This window comes from Spirillospora sp. NPDC052269 (genome assembly GCF_040679435.1).
Lineage (GTDB): Bacteria > Actinomycetota > Actinomycetes > Streptosporangiales > Streptosporangiaceae > Spirillospora.
In genome coordinates, this window is sequence record NZ_JBFAUU010000013.1 from 249409 (window position 1) to 267556 (window position 18148).

The window sequence follows — 18148 nt, forward strand, 5'->3', positions numbered from 1 at the left end:
GACGCACTCGAGGAATAGGCTTGGCTCCTTCCCTCGGCGGGTTCGTCGCTTCTCGTAGAGCAGGGCGGCCCATTATGGACCGCCCTGTTTGTTGGTGTATGGGCGTGACAGCTGGCTCGGTTCAGAGAACGGTCGGTCGTCAGGAGTTGCCCTGGCCCGCATGCGGGCACCTCCGTTGCCGTCAAGCCGAGGTGCCACTTGTAGGTTTCCTCCAGCGTGCTTGACCTAGTACTCCAGCCGCAGTTAGTGATCGATGAGGCGTTGTTGTCGTTGGTAGTGGTGGCGGCGGGCGCGGGCTTGGTGGCGGCGTCGCCAGTGTGACCAGTGGGTTCGGTGTCTGGGTGGGTGTTGGGGGTGGTGGAGGTGGGCGTGTAGGCGGCGGATCTCGTTGACGGTGAGTGGGATCAGCTCGTCGGGTTCGTCCTTTTCTGGGGTGTCGAAGCGTGATCGTCCCTGCCGGTCGGGCCCCCTGTGTGGCGAGGTCGTCGGCCTCGCCGTCACCGCCGTCACCGTCGGGGTTGTCGTTGGTGGGGTCTGGGGGTGGACCTGCCAGGAACGCCAGGTGGGCGTGAGCGACCATCGCCAGGGTGACGTGCCGGTACCAGGCCGTGTGTTTGCGGACCTGGTAATGGTCCAGACCGACCTCGTTCTTGGTCGCCTGGAAGCATTCCTCGACGCTCCAGCGGGATCCGGCCACCCGCACCAGCTCGGGCAGGGCGACCGGCCGGTTCGCCCAGCACCGGTAGAAGGCCAGGTCGGTGGGGTCGCTGACCGACCGGCGAGCCAGCACCCACTCCTGTTCACCGACCTGGATCCACGCCCAGTCGTACCAGCGTCGCCCCTTGGCCCCGTCCCCGCACGACAACCGCTGCCACGCCGCCTGCGGCACGGCGGCGAAGGCCGTATCGGCCCTGGTCGCCGCGCCACCGAGAACGAGCGGGTGGGCACGGGAGACCGCGAACACATAGTTCACGCCACGGTCGCGGCAGCGGCGCCGCAACCGGGTGTTGTCGCCGTAGGCCTCATCACCGGTCACCCACCCGAACACCAGAAGCGGGTCGTCGCAGGCGCGTTCGATCATCCGCCAGGCCAGCTCCGGCTTGGTCTCAAACCGCACGTGCTCACCGATGCCGGCGCCGGCGAGCCGGCCCGGATCAGCGAACCACGACTTGGGCAGATACAGCTCCCGGTCGATGAGAACCCGCTGCCCACCGGGGTTGACGAACGAGCAGAACACCCCGATCTGACAATTGGTGATCTTGCCCGCGGTTCCGGTGTACTGGCGTTGCACCCCGGCCGAGCACCGGCCCTTCTTCTCAAACCCGGTGTCATCCACCGCCAGCACCCCGCCGGAGTCGCCGATCCGCTCGGCCACCTGCGCCCGCAATGCGTCACGAACGGCATCGGCGTCCCATCGGGCGTGGTTGAGCAGCCGCTGCATCCCGTCCGGCGAGGACTCCCCGGCGAACTCCGCCAGCGACCAACCGTTCTTGCGCTCCAGCCCGCTCAACAGGCCCAGCAGATACCACCTGGCCCGCAACCGGGGCTCCCGCCGACCGAAGAACGGCGCCACCACCTGCGCGAACAACTCATCGAACCCATCAACCCACCCAGCCGGGTCGACATCTTCTACAGTGGGCGGCACGGCCACCGCCGATCGTCTGGTTCCAACACACCCACACGATCACAGCGGTGGCCGTCTCACGTCCCAGCCTCGACCAGACCGAGATCTCCAAGTGCGGCTGGAGTACTAGGTGGATGTGGCGCTGCCGTCGGTCGGGCATGTCGTGCTTCTCGACGGGTTCTCGCGGGGTCAAGGCACGATTCTCGCCTTGACCCCCGTGGGGTTCCGTCGTACCTCTTGGATGCCCGAGCGGCGGTAAAGGCTGTCGGAGGGAGTCCATTGGTGGGGAAATCCGCACCTTTGACGGAGGTGATGCCCCGACGCTTGGGGACTGCAAGCTCGAGCCGAATGAGAGCTGGGGACAACATACGGTGGTCGTTAAGGATGGTCGAGTCTTTGATCAGTTCACCGGCTCAGATGGGATTCCGATTGACGAGTGGAAGCTCCTCTGGAGTGAGTGAAAATACATCAACTTTGGATTCTGGGCAATGAGTTCAACTTTCCATGAACGCTATCTTGTCTTTAGGAGTCGTCCGGGCATGTACCTCATGAACAGGACGTATGGTGAGGTGTGTGCCTTCATGGACGGGATGGATCTTTGCTCGGGAGAGCAAGTGATGGCAGGCTTTCGAGCGTGGATGATTGAGCGCGGAACAACTCGCCCTGAGTTGTCCTGGTGGTTCCTTATCTTGGCTGACCTGTACCCCGGGGATCGACCTCCGGCCCCCAAGTTCTTTTCTGCCGAAGAAAATCTGTTGGCGATTTCCAGACTATTTGAGCTTCTCGATGCCTATCTGGGTTAGCGGTGTTGACAAAGGGTATTTGAGAGCTCGCCAACAGTCCACTTGGTGACCCTGTTCGACTTGGGTAGCCCTCCTCGTTGTCCCTCTGAATACGTTGCCGCCCGCCCTGGTTGCCGTCAGGGTTGCCGTCAAACCACGACGGCACTTGTAGGGTTTATGCAACCAGTCGGCGGGCGCCGCGGAGAGGCTCCTCCGGTCGGCAGATCGTTGCTCCGAGCGGTGAAACGTGTCGCGCATAGTCCGATCGGCGGGGCTGGTCGGGCTGCTGTAAGCGATGATCTCGCGGTCGTCCGCTGCTTCCCGTCCCTGGCAGCGCGTGCCTCGGCAGCTTCTCTAATGATCCGGGCGGTCGTTCGTCGGGGTTTCGAGATTTGCCATCCCAGGGAGGCCCAGCGGGCACCGGATCGTTGTACTGACAACCGTGATCTTTCTTGATGGCTGCGCCGGTGGCGACGAGAGTCTGATCTGGGCCGCCGGGCAGCCATCGAGCAGCCACGATCGTTCGGGCTGTAGTCATACAGGCTCGGTCGGTGCGCGTATCGCCCCCGGAGGGTCTGCCTCTCCGGCATATATCGGAGAGGCAGACCCGAGCGGAGGCCCATCAGGCGAAGGCTTCGATCAGGTGATGAGCGAGACCCGGTGAGCGAACCAGTCGAGGGTCGCGACCACGACGTCCCAGGTGTTGGCGTCAGCCGAACATGTTCTGGGGCGCAGGCATTTCGCCGCGGCCCGGGCAGGGCCTCTATGGAGCGTCCGTGGCGGTACGTGGGTCCGGGTCAACGGGATCGTCGGCGGCGACGGCGACTACCCGGCGGCCTGCAGCGGGGTCCAGGACCGGGAGTGCACCCAGGTCGGGTACGCCCCACTGGACGACTTCTTCGACCAGTACGGCGGCGGTTGGTCCCTGTTGACCCCCCCACGCCCCTGACCCGACCGGCGCCGCCGGCCGGGGGCTCCGATGGCGCTTCGGGGGCGTCGATGCCGAGCACGTGTGGATGGCCTGGTGAGTGTGAGGTTCGCCAGGCCACCCGCACGATGGGAGCGCGGTGTCTCAGACGCGGACCAGCGGGGTGTCGACCAGGTGCTCGGCCAGGAACCACGCCTGGCGCTCACCGGCCCTGATCACCTGGGAGACCAGGAGGTCGTTGGTGCCGTCGTCGCCGTTCTGGGCCGTCCGGGCCGCCGCGTCGTGAGCCTCGGCGAGGATGCTCTCGTGCGCCTGGAGGAGGCGAGACAGCATGGCCGGGACCTCTTCCACTCCGTTCGGGGGCCGCGGAATCGACGTGATCTCGGCCGCGTGCCGGATGTCTCCCACGGCGACGCCGCCCAGCGACTGGACGCGCTCGGCGAGCGCGTCGACGATCTCCAGCTGCTCGCCCGCGTGCTGGTCCAGCACCAGGTGCAGCTGGTAGAAGGTGGCGCCGCGCATCAGCCAGTGGTGCTTCTTGTAGAGGCCATGGAGGATCTGCGTGTCCGCGAGGACCCTGTTCAGGCGCTGGCAGGAGTACATCCGCGCCTCGAAGGACAGCGCGAGCGGGAACTGCTTGACGGTTCCGAACTCCTGGATCACCTCGCCCTTCTGGTGCAGCCAGGGCTGACTGCCGTGTTGGGCCGTCGTGTTGCTGGTCATGGTCCGCCTTCTACGGTTGCCGTGCTGTGGATACCCCGGCGACGCTAGGCGTCCGGCCGGGGGAGGTCTTGACGGGCCGCGCATGCCGTGGTGACTGATGGCGCACTGCGACCGAGCCGGGCATCGGGTTCATGCCTCGACGGGACCTACTGGACGACGGGGTCGGCCGCGCCGGGTCCCCCATGCCACGCCACTCGCGCGGTGTCATCCCGTAGGAGGCCCGGAACACCCGGCTGAAGTGCGCGGCGCTGGTGAAACCCCATCGGTGCGCCACGGCGGCGATCGTGGCGTTCCCGTGGAGCGCCAGGTCGCGCCGGCACTCCTCGAGGCGGCGCTGCTGGATCCAGCGGCTGACCGTGGCGTCCTCGCCCTCGAACAGCTTGTGCAGATAGCGCAGGGAGATGTGATGGGTTCTGGCGATGGCCTGCGGGGTCAGGCCGGGGTCGGCGAGGTGCTGGTCGATGAACGCCTGGATCCGCAGCAGCAGCACGCGGTTGCCGCCGGGCGTGTCCTCGGCGTCCCGGTCGAGGATCTCGTCGGTCAGCACCCCGAGCAGGTCCACGACATTGCGGGCCATCAGCTCACCGGCGCGTGGCGAGAGGGTTCCCGCGCCGTCCACGATCCCGGTCACGAAGGGGAAGAGCAGGGGGCCGAGAGAGCTGTCGGAGGCGAGGGAGCGGGCCGTGATGTGGGACACGTCCGAGTCGCTGAGGCCCAGGACGGCTTTCGGCAGGACGAGGGACTTGGTCCGGAAGGGCTGGGGAAACTTCAGCCGGACCGGGCGTGCCAGATCGTAGATGAAGACGTCCCCGGGGCCCAGGGTCGCCTCGCGGCCGTCCTGCTCGAGGCGGGCGACGCCCGTGTCCAGCGTCTTGACGACGACGTACTCGTCCTGGCCGTCCTGCCCGGTGTGCCGGCGCGTGCGCAGGGCGTCCCGGCAGTCGCCGGCCAGGGTGACGGCCCGGAGCCGTCCGAGCTCCGCCGCGCGGATCGTGCCGGAGTACACCTCGTCGGGGACGGTGATGTTCACGGCGCCGAACGTCCGGGACAGGGCCTCACGCCAGTACAACCGCCGGCGCGGCACGGGAAGCGAATCGGGGATGTCGAAGCTGTCGAGGCCGCTTTCCGCCTGGACATCCGATGCCATGGTTCTCCGCCCTTCGATTTCGTGTGCGACGACACGGTGCCATCGGACGGGGGCCCGGCACATCACGTGAACCCGCGAGATCAGGGCGGCGAGGAAGGCCCGTGCCTCATCTGACGGCGCCCCTGGTGGCGCCGGCGGTGACGTGGCGCTGGGCGATGACGAGCAGCACGACGGCCGGGACGGACGTCATGACCGTGGTGGCCATGACGGCGTTCCAGTGGTCGGTGTGGGCGCCGAGGTACTGGTAGACGCCCAGGGTGACCGGCCGGACGGTCGGCGTGGTGGTCAGTGTGAGGGCGAACAGGAGGTCGCTCCAGGCGAAGAGGAAGGTGAAGACCGCGGCGGTGATCAACGCGTTGGTGCTGAGCGGGAGCACCACGGAGCCGAAGACGCGCAGCCTGCCCGCGCCGTCCACGCGGGCGGCCTCGATGACCTCCGGCGGGATCGTCCGCATGAAGGCGTGCAGGATGAGGATCGCGAAGGGGACCCCGGCGGTGGAGTCGGCGAGGATCAGCCCGGCGTGGGAGTTCAGGAGTCCCAGATCCGTGTAGGCGCCGTAGAGCGCGTCGGCCACGACGATGCCCGGCACCGCCTGGGTGACCAGGACCCCCAAGAGGACGAGGTCGGTGCCGCGCAGGGAGAACAGGGCCAGCGCGTGGGCCGCCGGCGCGGCGAGCCCGAGGCTGAGCGCCATGCTGCCGAGGGCCACGACGAGGCTGGTGACGAGGGCGCCCACCTGGTCACGCAGGGCGATGGTGTAGCCGCTGAAGTCGGGGTGGAGGGGGAACCAGTCTCCCCGCAGCGTGTTGCCGACGGGCTGCAGCGAGGCGTTCACCATCCAGTAGACGGGAAACAGCATCACCGCCAGCAGGACGATCCCGATGACGGTGGACACCGGGCCACCGGCCGGCCCGCGCTTCACGCGACCACCTGTCCGGCGGTCCGGGCACGGCGGCCTGCGCAGGTAGAGGAGGGCGAACGCGAACGAGACGAGGATGAGGACGTTGCCCAGCACGGCGCCGCGTCCGAACTCGAACTGCTCGAAGGACGACTTGTACGCCTGGGTGGCCAGCGTTTCCGTGGAGCCCGCCGGTCCGCCGCCGGTCACCGTGAGGATGACGTCCAGGGACTTGACCGTGTAGGCCACGCCCAGCACCAGCACGACGTTCACCACGGGCCGCAGCAGTGGCCACGTGATGTGGCGGAAGGCGTTCACCGGTCCGGCGCCGTCCAGCTTCGCCGCCTCGTACAGGTGCGGGGGGATGTTCTGGAGGCCGCCGTACAGGATCGCGGTGTTGAAGGGGATCCCGATCCAGACGTTGACGAGGATCACCGACACCAGGGCCTGCGGCGTGCCGGTGAGCCAGGGGACACCGGACGAGGAGAGGTGCAGTCCGCGCACCACCGTGTTGACGACTCCCGTGTCGGGGTCGAGCATCCACCTCCACGTCGTGCCGGACACGACCAGCGGCAGCAGCCAGGGCAGCAACAGCAGTGACCGCAGGACGCCGCCCAGCGGGAAGCGGCGCTGGAAGAACAGCGCCAGGGCCAGGCCGAGGACGAACTGCCCGAGGAGCGAGCCGGTGGTGAACAGGAAGGTGTTCACCAGGGCCCCGGAGAACAGGTCCGGGGTGAGGATCGTGGCGTAGTTCCGCAGGCCCGCGAACGGGGCGGCGCCCGTGGAGAACGTCGTGGTCGTGTACTGCTGGAAGCTCATCACGACGTTCTTGACGAGCGGGTAGCCGAAGAAGAGCAGCAGGTAGGCCGCGGCGGGCAGGACGAACCCCCACTGGGCCGGCCGCCCACTCGCACGTCCCCGACCGACCACGCCTCGACCGACCACGCCTCGACCAACCACGCCTCGACCAACCACGCCCCGGTCCACCATGTCCGGGCCGGCCGTGTCGACAACGGCGTCGTCGCCGGTGCCCGTCCAGGGCATCGGGGACGGCCGGTCAGTCACGGGTCGCGGCCTGCTGCGCCTGCCGGAGGGCCTCTTCCGGCGTCTGCCGTCCCGTCAGCGCGGACTGGACCGCGGTGTAGATCGCGGTCGCCGCCTTGGGCCACCTGACGCCGAGTTCCCGGGTGCGGGCGCGTGCCGCTTCCGCGCCCTTGACGAACACGGCCATCGACGGGTCCTGCTCGGCGTGCCGGGCCGCGACCGCGGCGCGGGAGGGCACCGTGTGGTGCTGCCCGGCCAGGGTGAGCATGCTCGAGGCGCTGTTCAGGCAGCCGAGGACCTCGGCCGCCTTCTTCTGACGGGCCTTGGAAGCGCTCCGCGGGACCGTCCAGACCTCACCGCCGAGGGGTGCGACCGGCGTCAGCCCCGCCCGGGGAACGGGGATCGGGGCCACTCCCCACCGCAGGTCCTTGTCCGCCTCCAACGCGGGGACGCGCCACGGACCGTTGATCATCATGGCCGTCCGCCCGGCGGCGAACTGGTCGTGGACGTCCGCCTGCGTCCAGTTCAGGACCGACTTCGACATGGAGCCGCTGTTCACCAGGTCGACCCACAGCCGGAGGGCCTGCGCGGCCTGCGGCGAGTCCAGCTTCTTCTCGTCGCCGCCGTTGGACCACAGGAAGGGCAGGAACTGCCAGGTGCCCTCGAAGGTGGCGTTCGCGTCGACGGCCATGCCGTAGCGGCCGGGACGGGTCAGCCTGGCCGCCGCCGCCTTCAGTTCGTCCCAGGTCCCCGGCACGGCGACGCCGGCCTCGGCGAGCATGTCCTTGTTGTAGAACAGCGCGACCGTGCTCACGTAGGGGGCCAGCCCGTACACCTCCCCCTTGTAGGTGCCCGCCGACAGGATGCCCTCGAGGAAGCCGCCGGTGTCGATGCCGTACCGGTCCAGCGGGGTCAGGGCATCGGTCCGCGCGATCTCCTGCAGGTCGGCATTGTCGAGCATCAGCAGGTCCGGGAGGGTCCGCGACGACGCCCGCCGCAGGACGGTCGGGATGAGCGACGCCGGCGGCACGCTCGTCTGCTCGACCTTGACGCCCGCGGTCCTGCCGCACGACGCGAGCACCTGGTCCCACTGGTCGTGCTCGGACCTCTCGACGTAGTAGTCGAGCACGGTGATGGAGGTGATCTTGCCGGTGGCGGACCCGTCACGGGTCTCGCCGGTGCACGCGGCGGCGGCCAGCACCAGCGCCACGGCCCCGGCCAGGCGCGTGACGATGCGGCGCGTCGGCCGGTAGGCCGGTGAGTTCATGCTGAGCCCTTACGGAGTGATCGCCTGTGGGGTGTTGCGAGGAGTGGCGGTGTTGCGAGGGGGCGGCGGTCTTCCGGGGCCGTCAGGGCATGAACCGGTACCTTCCGTTCGATGCATATTATGCCCCCCGAAGGGCCCCCGACCTGCGGGTTCTCGCTTCATCGGCCGCCGCCGCCGGCCGTCGTCATCGCCGGTGACCGGCGGCCTCCCGGATCATCGCCGCCACGGCGCCGGGCCGCGAGAGCACGACGGCGTGGGAACCGTCCAGCACGTGCTCGGTGGCGGCCATGCGCTGTGCCATGAAGCGCTGAGCCGTGGGATTGACGACCCGGTCGGCGGTCGCGATGGCGTACCAGGAAGGCTTGGACGCCCATGCCGGAGGGCCTGACTTGTGGGTCAGCGCGGCGCGGGCGAGAGGACGTTGAGTGACGGACAGCACATCCCCGGCGCTCGGCGGCAGGTCGGCGGCGTACACCTGAGGGAACCGCTCCCCGCGTATGTACAGCTCGCCGTCCGGATCGCCGGGGGACCGGGAGGGGGCGGCGGCGGTGAAGGTCGCATCGGCAACCGGCACCGGGGCGAAGCGGTTCACGATGTCCAGGACGCATTCGCCGGCGTCGAGGCCGAAGGCCGCGACGTAGCAGAGGGCCACGACGTTGTCGGCGCCATGGGCGACCTGGGTGATGACCGCGCCTCCGTAGCCGTGTCCGACCAGCACGACGGGGGCGTCCAGGTCGCGCACGACGGTTCTGACGTAGGCGGCGTCCTCGGGCAGGCCCCGCAGGGGGTTCGCCGGGGCGCGGACGGTCAGTCCGTCGGCATGCAGGAGACCGATGACCGCCCCCCACGACGAGGCGTCCGCGAACGCGTCGTGCACGAGCACGATGAGCGGCGGGTCGGGGCTGGATCCGTGCATGCGAGCGACCTCCGTCCGAGTGGGGGATCACTCACCCAAACGTGCCCTGGAACGGGATCGCATCGCGTGAACGTACCAAATCGCACCAACGGCCCCGCGCACCAACGACCCCTCGCGCGTGAACGCCCCCCGGCGCGTGAACGGCTTCCCGCGCGTGAGCGGCCCCTGTCGAGCGAACACCAGAACGCGTGAACGGACCCCATCGCGTGAACGGACCCCATCGCGTGAACGGACCTGAAGGCCCGTCAGCCGTCGGGCAGGGCCATGACCAGGTTGGCGAGTTGGACCCGGGAGTTGATCGACAGCTTGCGGAAGGCGGACGTCAGGTGGGTGTTGACCGTGTGCGGGGAGAGGAAGAGCAGGTCGGCGGCCGACCGGTTGGTGTGGCCCTGGGCGATCAGGCGGGCGATCTTCTTCTCCGCCGCCGTGAGTGCCTCCCACCCCTGGACGGGCCGCGGGGCAGCGGCCGCGGCTCTGCGGCTGCCGCTCCCCGCGCCCTCCAGAGCACGCTGCACCCGCGCCGCCGCGGCGTGGGCGCCGGACTCGGCGAGCGCGTCACGGGCCCGCGCCAGCGAGGCCGCCGCTGGCTGCGTTCGCCCCGCCGCCAGAAGCGCCCGCCCCAGATCCGCCTGCGCGGAGGCCCGGACCAGCGGACGAGGGCTCGCGCCGAGCAACTCCACGGAGCGTTCGAGAAGGGCGAGGTCGTTCCTCACGAGCCCGAGGGCCTGCGCCGCGACGCCCGTGGCGGTCGGCACGGCGGGGTTGCGTCCCGCGTGGGACTCGGCCTGGGCGGCCAGGTCCCCGGCGAGGTCCCGCTCCTCGCCGCGCAGCGCCACGCGCGTGGCGAAGGCGACCCAGTCGCGCAGGAGCCGCCAGCGCATGAACGGTCCTTGTCGCTGCACCTGCCGGATTCCGTCGACGGCGAGGTCGATGTCCCCGTCGGCCTCGGCGTGGACCGCCTCCAGGAAACGCACCGCGGCCGTGTTCCCCGGGTTCGGTTTGGCCGCCAGCCGCTCCCGCGCCGCGTCCAGATGCTCCCGCGCCGCACCCGCGTCGCCGCGTAGCAGGGCGGTCAGTGAGCGGAGCACACGTCCGTTCACCTGCTGGACCGACAGCTGGACCTCGTCCTCCAGGCGCTCCATGGTCACCAGGTCGGCGTCGGCGTCATCGAGCCGGCCCAGCCCCAGATCATGCTGGCTCTGAGCCCACAGCACCATCGTCTGACGCGTCGCCCGGGCGTCCATCGCCCGCAGGAGCAGGCGCTGCGCGGACGCGAAGTCGTCCATGTGCAGGCGCGCGACGATCTCCTCGGGAAGGAAGGCGGGGTCGATGGTGCTCAGCGCGGCGAAGCGGTCCAGCGCGACCGCGTTCTCCCCGGCGTTCTGCGCGATCTCGCCGAGCCCGGACAGGGCCAGGACGTGCGCCTCGCGGTCGCCGGCGTCGGTGGCGGCTCGCAGTGCGGCCTCGCCCGCCTCGCGCGCCGCGTCCAGATCCTGCCCCCGGGACAGGGCCAGAGCGCGCAGGGTGCCCAGCCGCGCCGCGATCTCCGGGGCGGCGCCTCCGGCGGTGAGGGCGGTCTCGGTCCTGCCGCGCAGTTCGGCGGGGAGATCCAGGTTCCACAGCGTTCCGCCCAGGGCGGCCTGCAGCCGGCTGAAGGCGTCCAGGGGAGGGCGCTCGGCCAGCAGCCCGTCGCCCGTCGACAGGGCCTCGCGGTTCCTGCCCGCCCGCGACAGGCACAGGATCGCCTGCTCGCCCACGGCGAACCGCAGGGGGCGGGCCGAGGGCACGAGCTCCAGGGCGCGCGTCATCAGGTCGGCCGCGAGGCCGGGTGTGACCGGCAGCACGTCGTCGGCCGCGCGGCGCAGCAGCGCCACGGCCTGCTCATCCCCGGGCACGGCGCCCCTGAGGACGTGCGGCACCGCGTCGATCGGAGGGCGTCCCGCGTCGACCAGGCTCCGGGCGGCCTCGCGGTGCAGGGCCTTCCGGGCCGACGGCGGGATGTCGACGTAGACGGCCTGGCGCAGCAGATCGTGGCGGAAGGACAGTCGGTCGCCATCGTCGTCCAGGAGCCCGGCCCGCACGGCCTCCTCGAGTGCCGGGAGCAAACCGGCGGCCGACCGGTCGCAGAGCGAGGCGGCGTCGTGGAATCCGAACCTGCGTCCCAGGACCGCGCCCATCTGGAGGAGGCGCAATGTCTCCGGCTGCAGGGACCTGAGCCGGCCGCGCACGCCCACCACGAGCCCTTGGGGCAGGAGGTCGTCCGAAGCCCCGGCGGTCCGCAGACCCGCCAGCATCTCGACGGCCAGGAACGGGTTCCCGCCCGCACCGTCGAGCAGGTCCCGCACCTGGTCGTCGACTGATGTCCCGAGTGTGTCACCGGCTATCTGGGTGATGGCCCCGCTGGAAAGGGGCCGCAAGGAGACCGCGACCGTCGGCAGGCTGCCGTTCGCGGCCGCGACGATCTCCTCCGCCGGCCCGACGGGCTCATGCCGACCGGCCAGCGTCCACAGCACCGGAGAGGTCCGCAGGCGTGCCGGAAGCAGCTGCAGGGCGAACCGGCTCAGCGGATCGGCCCACTGCACGTCGTCCAGGCCGATCAGCACCGGCGTGCCGCCGGCCCTGGTCTCGATCATCTCCGCCAGGCGCTCCACCAGCCAGATCCGCTGATCATGGTTGCGGGCCAGGTCGGCGAAGGCGTCTCCGGACAGCAGCGGACGATCGCCGTGCAGGAGGCCGGCCGCCAGCGACGAGAGCGGCACCATGTGATGCAGCTCCTCGGCCTTGCCGAGCCCCACCGAGAATCCCGCTGCCGCCGCCCTGGAGACCGCTTCGGTGAGCAGTGTGGTCTTGCCGATGCCCGGTTCACCCTGAATCAGGGCCATGCCGCCGCTTCCGGTGCGGGCCACCGAGGTGATCAGCGCATCGAGTTCCCCGAGCTCGGACTCTCGGCCGCGCAGACCGCCACGGGACAACGAGCCGTCCGCCTCGTCCCGACCGCCGCACGCGGGATGACTCACGTTCTCCGTCCGATGACTGCGAAGCGACTGCAGGGAAGTGATGTGCTGCTGGGGGATTTGTCCCTGAGTGCGCATTTTACTTGCCCCTCCGTGCACTCCTGCCGAGGGCGCCCAGGTCGGGTCCTCCTGGCACTTCCAGGCAAGAGGCGATGCACTCGGAAACAACTCGGGGCAGGTCGCCCGCTTTAGCGTGATGCCATCGCCTCGGGGGGATGCCGGGAACGCCTGATCATCCCGCCGACGGGCCGATGTTCCACAGGGCGCCCGCCTCATCGAGCCGGAACGGCGCCCTGCGCGCACCAGTCACACAGACAAAAGGAAAGACCATGCCTTACATCACCGTGGGTCAGGAAAACAGCACCAACATCGACCTCTACTACGAGGACCACGGGGCCGGACAGCCGGTCGTCCTCATCCACGGCTTCCCGCTCGACGGACACTCCTGGGAGCGACAGAGCGCCGTCCTCCTGGACGCCGGCTACCGCGTGATCACCTACGACCGCCGCGGCTTCGGACAGTCGAGCCAGCCGACGACCGGGTACGACTACGACACCTTCGCGGCCGACCTGAACACCGTGCTGGAGACCCTCGACCTGCGTGACGCCGTTCTGGTCGGCTTCTCGATGGGCACCGGTGAGGTCGCCCGGTACGTGTCCGCCTACGGCACCGCCCGGATCGCCAAGGTCGCCTTCCTGGCCTCCCTCGAGCCCTGCCTGCTCAAGACCGGCGACAACCCCGACGGGGTCGCCCCCAAGGAGTTCTTCGACGGCATCGTCGCCGCGGTGAAGGCGGACCGCTACGCCTACTACACCGCCTTCTACCAGGACTTCTACAACCTGGACGAGAACCTCGGCACCCGGATCAGCGAGGAAGCGGTCCGCCACAGCTGGGACGTGGCCGCCGCCGGCGGTTTCTTCGCGGCGTCCGCCGCGCCGTCCACCTGGTACACCGACTTCCGGAAGGACATCCCGGCCGTCAACGTTCCGGCGCTGATCCTGCACGGCACCGCCGACCGGATCCTGCCCATCGACGGAACCGGCCGCCCCTTCCACAAGGCCCTGCCGTCCGCCGACTACGTGGAGATCGAGGGCGCCCCGCACGGGCTGCTGTGGACCCACGCGGACGAGGTCAACGAGGCTCTCCTCACCTTCCTGCGGAAGTGACCCGGGCCCGGGCCCGCCGGGGCGGGCGGGCCTGAACCCGTCCACCGGGAGCTTCACCGGTCCGTCGTTCCATCCGCCGGACCGCAACGACAGGTCGACCGGGGTACGGGCCGGCTCTGCCTTCCCTCTCAACTCCGGTCATCCACCAGTCCGGCCAGGTCACCAGAAGACCGGTCTTGGACGAGCCGAGCACGGGGGCGAACGCCACTTTCCGGGTGGCGTTCCAGCTCGGCGGAACCGGGCGGGGCGATGGGGACACAGGCCGCCCGTACCCCGGCGCCGCTGTACTCAGTGGCGAAGCCGGTCGAGGGCGGCGGTCAGCTCGGAGGCGACCCGCTGCGCGGTCCTGCAGCCTGGCCCGTCTCCAAGACTTGGCGCCGGGATGGTCCCGCTTCATATTGGCGAAATCCTCACTCGCCTTGGCGGTGGCGCCTCCCCAAGTGATGTTCGGGTGCCACACGTGGATCTCGATCACGGTCGCGTCGGGCTGCCTCGGCTGGGACGGCGTGAACGGACGGCACTTCCACCGCGGCGCGTCCGGCTCGTCCTTTTTCGGCTCGCACCAATTCTCCTTGTCGGCCTTGTACCGCAGGGCCTGGAGACCGCCGTGCTGAATCAGGAGCCGCTCGAACTCTGGGCGAGCATGACGCCGGGCGAAGAACGGCTCCAGTCCGAACTTCGGGGCATCGATGGCACGCCGAGTGGGGGACCGGTCATCTCGGCGCGCTCAGGGGCCAGTCGGGCGTCGCCGAGCCCGAGATCTGGTTCGCCCTGACCAGCGATCACTACTACCGGCGTCAGTCGGGGTGCTGGTCGAGTCGGGCCTTTTCGACCAGGGCGCTGGCGGGTCCGAGGGGGCTGCCGGTGATCAGCAGCAGGTCCATGCACCGGGCCGGGCTGTACGGGCGGCGTGCAGGGGTTCTTGCCGATGCGTGCGGAATCTCTTGATCATGCGTGCGAAGGGGCCGACGAGCGCGAACGCTGAAGACGATCTTGATTAGTGTCCGCATCGGGCGGGCCACACAGGTTTGCTCATGACGCCTCGCCTAGATGGTGGTACCCCTACCGCTCCCCCCGGAAAGCTTGCGTCGCACACCCCGCGAGATCGAGGCTGAATGACCGCGTACCAGCAGGTGGGAGCCGCTTCTTCCACGCCGGCCGGTAGCACCGGAACGAGATCGGGAACCGTAGGGCACTGCCTCCATGAACTGGTGGAGTCCCGCGCCGACGCCACCCCCGACGCCGTCGCAGTGGTGTGCGAGGGCCGGGTCCTCGGCTACGGCGAGCTCGACCGCCGGGCCAATCAGGTGGCCCACTGGCTGCGCGCGCGCGGCGTCGGTCCGGACACGTTCGTGGGAGTGTGCACGGACCGGTCGCTCGACATGGTCGTGGCGCTGCTGGCGGTGCTGAAGGCGGGCGGCGCCTACGTGCCCCTGGACCCCGCCTATCCCGCCGCCCGGCTGGCGTTCATCGCCGCCGACACCGGGATCGCCGTCCTGCTCACCCAGCGCGATCTCGCCGACCGGTTCCCGGAGGTCCCCGTCCGGCTCAGCCTCGACGCCGGCGAGCCGTCGCTGGCGGCGCTGCCGGAGGACCGCCCGGAACCGGCGGCGTCGCCCGCGGACCTCGCCTACGTCATCCACACCTCCGGATCGACCGGCACCCCCAAGGGCGTCCTCGTCGAGCACCGGTCCATCGTCAACGTCATCACGGCCCTGGGGTCAGAGCTCGGAGTCGGCCCCGGCGACCGGCTCCTCGCCGTCTGCTCGCTCTCCTTCGACGTGGCGGCCTTCGAGCTCTTCGTCCCGCTGGCCGCCGGCGCGGCGGTGGTGCTCGCCGACCGCGCCACCGCGGCCGACGGCGCGCTGCTCGCGGGCGTCCTGGACCGGGCCGGGATCACGCTGCTGAACGCCTCGCCGACGACGTGGCGGACGCTGTTCGAGGCCGGCTGGACCGGCCGCGCGGGGCTGCGGGCGGTGTGCGGCGGCGAGGCGTTCCCGCCCGAGCTGGCCGAGCGGCTCCTCGGCTGCACCGCCGAGGTGTGGAACATGTACGGGCCCACGGAGACCACGCTCATCTCGGTGGTCCACCGGGTCACGGCCGCCGACACGCGGGGCTCGGCGATCCCGATCGGCCGTCCGATCGCCGGCACCCGGCTGTGCGTCGTCGACGAAGGGCTGGCCCCGGTCGGGGACGAGGACCCCGGGGAGTTGCTGATCGCCGGCGCCGGCGTGGCGCGCGGCTATCTCCACCGGCCCGAGCTGAGTGAGGAGAAGTTCCTGCCGCTGGTCCTCGAAGGCGGCGGCCCGCAGCGCTTCTACCGCACCGGGGACCTCGTGCGCAGGCGTCCCGACGGCGCGGTGGAGTACCTGGGACGCCTGGACCGGCAGGCCAAGGTCCGCGGCTTCCGCATCGAGCCCGGGGAGGTCGAGGCCGCGCTGGGCCGGCTGCCCGGGGTGACCGCGTGCGCCGTGGAGGTCCGCGAGGACGTCCCGGGGGACCGCCGCCTCGTCGGCTACTACATCACCGACTCCGCCGGCCCCGCGGCCTCGGGCCCGGCCCTGCGCCGCGCGCTCGCCGCCGGACTCCCCGAACACCTGGTGCCCTCGATCCTGGTGCGGCTCGACGCGTTCCCGCTGACCCCGAACGGCAAGATCGACCGCGCGGCGCTGCCCGCCCCCGGCGGCTCCCGCCCCGAGCTGGACGTCGCCTTCGCCGCCCCGGCGACGCCGACGGAGCAGCGCCTGGCCGCCCTGTGGTCCGCCGTCCTCGGCCTGGACCCCGGGACCGTCGGCGCCGACGACCGGTTCGGCGACCTGGGCGGACACTCACTGGCCGCCGCGCGGATCTGTGCCCTGATCACCCGCGAGTTCGGCGCGGCGGTCTCCCTCGCGGCGTTCCTCGCGGCCGCGACCGTGCGCGCCGTGGCGGCGGCCGTCGACGCCGGCCCGCGCGCCGAGGCCGGACCGGCCCTGGTCCGCGACCCGGAGCGCCGCAGCCATCCGCTCACCGGCGTGCAGCGGCAGCTGTGGGCCCTGCGACAGGTCGGGGACGCCGCACCGGCGACCACGGTCGCCTCCCGGTTCCGGCTGGACGCCGCGTGGCCGGACGCCGGCCCGGCCCCGGCGCTCGGCGCCGTGCTGGACGCCCTGGTGCTGCGCCACGAAGTGCTGCGGAGCGTGGTGCGGACGTCCGGCGGGGAGCCGGTCGCGCTCGTCCGGCCCGCCGGGACGGTGCCGGTCGCCGAGCACGATCTCAGGACCCTGTCACCGCTGGACCGCGCCGAGCGCGCCGAGGCCCTGGCCCGAGCGGCCGCCGCGCACACCTTCGACCTCGCCGAGGAGACGCCGCTGCTGCGCGCCCTGGCGCTCCGGCTCGACGAGCGGACCGTCGAGGTGGTCCTCGTGACCGACCACCTCGTCTTCGACGGGGCCTCCTGCGCGGTGGTGATGACGGCGCTGGCCGACGGTGTCGCGGCCGAGCTGTGCGGCGGTTCGGCCGATGAGGTGATCCCCGAGCCGGCCGTCCAGATGGGCGACATCGCCGTGCACGAACTCGCGCTGGCGGAGCTCACGGAGCGCGCCGAGGGGCTCCGCGCGTTCTGGGCCCGGGAACTGGCCGGCGCCGAGCCGCCGTACGCGCTGGCCACCCGCCGCGGCGGGGACGGCCTGGCCGCCTTCCGCGGCGAGCGGCTGACCCGGCCGCTGGACCGGACGACGGCCGCGGCGGTCTCGGACTTCGCGGCGCGGCACGGCGTGTCGCCGTTCGCCGTGTACGCCGCCGCGCTCGGCGAGATCGTCGGCCGCCGCACCGGCGCGGCCGACGTGCTGCTCGGCATGGCGGTCGCCTCCCGGTCGCATCCCGACACCGCAGGCCTGGTCGGCCCGCTGGCCGACGTCCTGCCGCTCCGGTTCCGCCGGCCCGCCGGGCCGACTGGGCCGTCCGGGGCGTTCGCGGCGCTGGCCGGGGAGGTCGACCGCGCGGTCGTTCGCGCGCTGGACCACCAGGGCCTGCCCGGCCCCGAACTCGCCGGGCTCTTCGGAGCCCGGCGGCGGCGCGGGATGTCGCCGACCCCGGTCGTGATCTCCCTGCAGCCCGCCGACCTGCCGGTCGTCGTGCGCCGCGACGGGGTCCGGGTCGAGATGGCCGGAGAGGTCGGCAGCGGCGGCACCCGCAACCCGCTGTCGGTGTTCGTCAACGCCACGGCCGAGGGCCCCGAGCTCCAGATCGAATACGACGTCGACAGTTTCACGGATTCCGACGTCGAAGCCCTGGCGGAGGAGCTGCTCGACCTCCTGGCCGAACCGGCCGGTGCCGAACCGGCCGGCGCCGCGCCGGAGCCGGCCGGCGGGCCCGGATCGGCAGTGGCCGAACTCGTCGCCGCCCTGTGGGCCGACGAGCTCGGCGACGTGCAGCCCGCCGGGCGGCACGGCGACTTCTTCGCGCGCGGCGGCGACGCCGCGGCGGCGGCCCGGGTGACGGCACGGCTGGCGGGCGCCCTCGGCTGCCCGATCCCCGCGCACGTCCTCACCGGGCATCCGACACTCGACCGCTTCTGCGTCGAGGTCGAACGGATCGCCCTGGAACACCTGTCCCGCGCCTGAGAACCACGGGACCACCGAACAAACACCCCACAGAC

The 18148-nt window shown here is 70.9% G+C and carries 9 protein-coding genes and 1 pseudogene; 3 read left to right on the plus strand and 7 right to left on the minus strand.

Annotated features, from left to right (window positions below; all coding sequences use genetic code 11):
• Window positions 1-544: 544 nt before the first annotated feature.
• Window positions 545-1588: pseudogene (locus AB0L06_RS27840) on the minus strand (IS701 family transposase); the annotation flags it as partial.
• Window positions 1589-2163: 575 nt separating this feature from the next.
• Here AB0L06_RS27840 and AB0L06_RS27845 point away from each other — a divergent pair.
• Complete coding sequence (locus AB0L06_RS27845; protein WP_500234057.1) at window positions 2164-2427, plus strand: hypothetical protein; 264 nt, start codon at window positions 2164-2166, stop codon at window positions 2425-2427.
• Window positions 2428-3478: 1051 nt separating this feature from the next.
• Here the strand turns inward: AB0L06_RS27845 and AB0L06_RS27850 are convergent.
• From AB0L06_RS27850 to AB0L06_RS27875, 6 genes are all read right to left on the minus strand, one after another.
• A complete protein-coding gene (locus AB0L06_RS27850; RefSeq protein ID WP_500234058.1) occupies window positions 3479-4057 on the minus strand; it encodes a Dps family protein in 579 nt (192 codons plus the stop codon).
• 10 nt (window positions 4058-4067) lie between these two features.
• Complete coding sequence (locus AB0L06_RS27855; protein ID WP_500234059.1) at window positions 4068-5204, minus strand: AraC-like ligand-binding domain-containing protein; 1137 nt, start codon at window positions 5202-5204, stop codon at window positions 4068-4070.
• A 106-nt stretch (window positions 5205-5310) separates the two neighbouring features.
• Window positions 5311-7032, minus strand: a complete 1722-nt coding sequence (locus tag AB0L06_RS27860; protein WP_500234060.1) for an ABC transporter permease — start codon at window positions 7030-7032, stop codon at window positions 5311-5313.
• Window positions 7033-7159: 127 nt separating this feature from the next.
• Window positions 7160-8413, minus strand: coding sequence for an ABC transporter substrate-binding protein (locus AB0L06_RS27865; RefSeq protein ID WP_500234061.1), 1254 nt, complete (start codon window positions 8411-8413; stop codon window positions 7160-7162).
• 184 nt (window positions 8414-8597) lie between these two features.
• Window positions 8598-9329, minus strand: coding sequence for an alpha/beta fold hydrolase (locus AB0L06_RS27870; protein ID WP_500234062.1), 732 nt, complete (start codon window positions 9327-9329; stop codon window positions 8598-8600).
• Between the two features lie 245 nt (window positions 9330-9574).
• Window positions 9575-12346, minus strand: coding sequence for a helix-turn-helix transcriptional regulator (locus tag AB0L06_RS27875; RefSeq protein WP_500234063.1), 2772 nt, complete (start codon window positions 12344-12346; stop codon window positions 9575-9577).
• A 326-nt stretch (window positions 12347-12672) separates the two neighbouring features.
• On the opposite strand from AB0L06_RS27875, the gene AB0L06_RS27880 reads away from it, so the two are divergent.
• A complete protein-coding gene (locus AB0L06_RS27880; protein WP_500234064.1) occupies window positions 12673-13509 on the plus strand; it encodes an alpha/beta fold hydrolase in 837 nt (278 codons plus the stop codon).
• 1211 nt (window positions 13510-14720) lie between these two features.
• A complete protein-coding gene (locus tag AB0L06_RS27885; protein WP_500234065.1) occupies window positions 14721-18113 on the plus strand; it encodes an amino acid adenylation domain-containing protein in 3393 nt (1130 codons plus the stop codon).
• Window positions 18114-18148 lie beyond the last annotated feature (35 nt).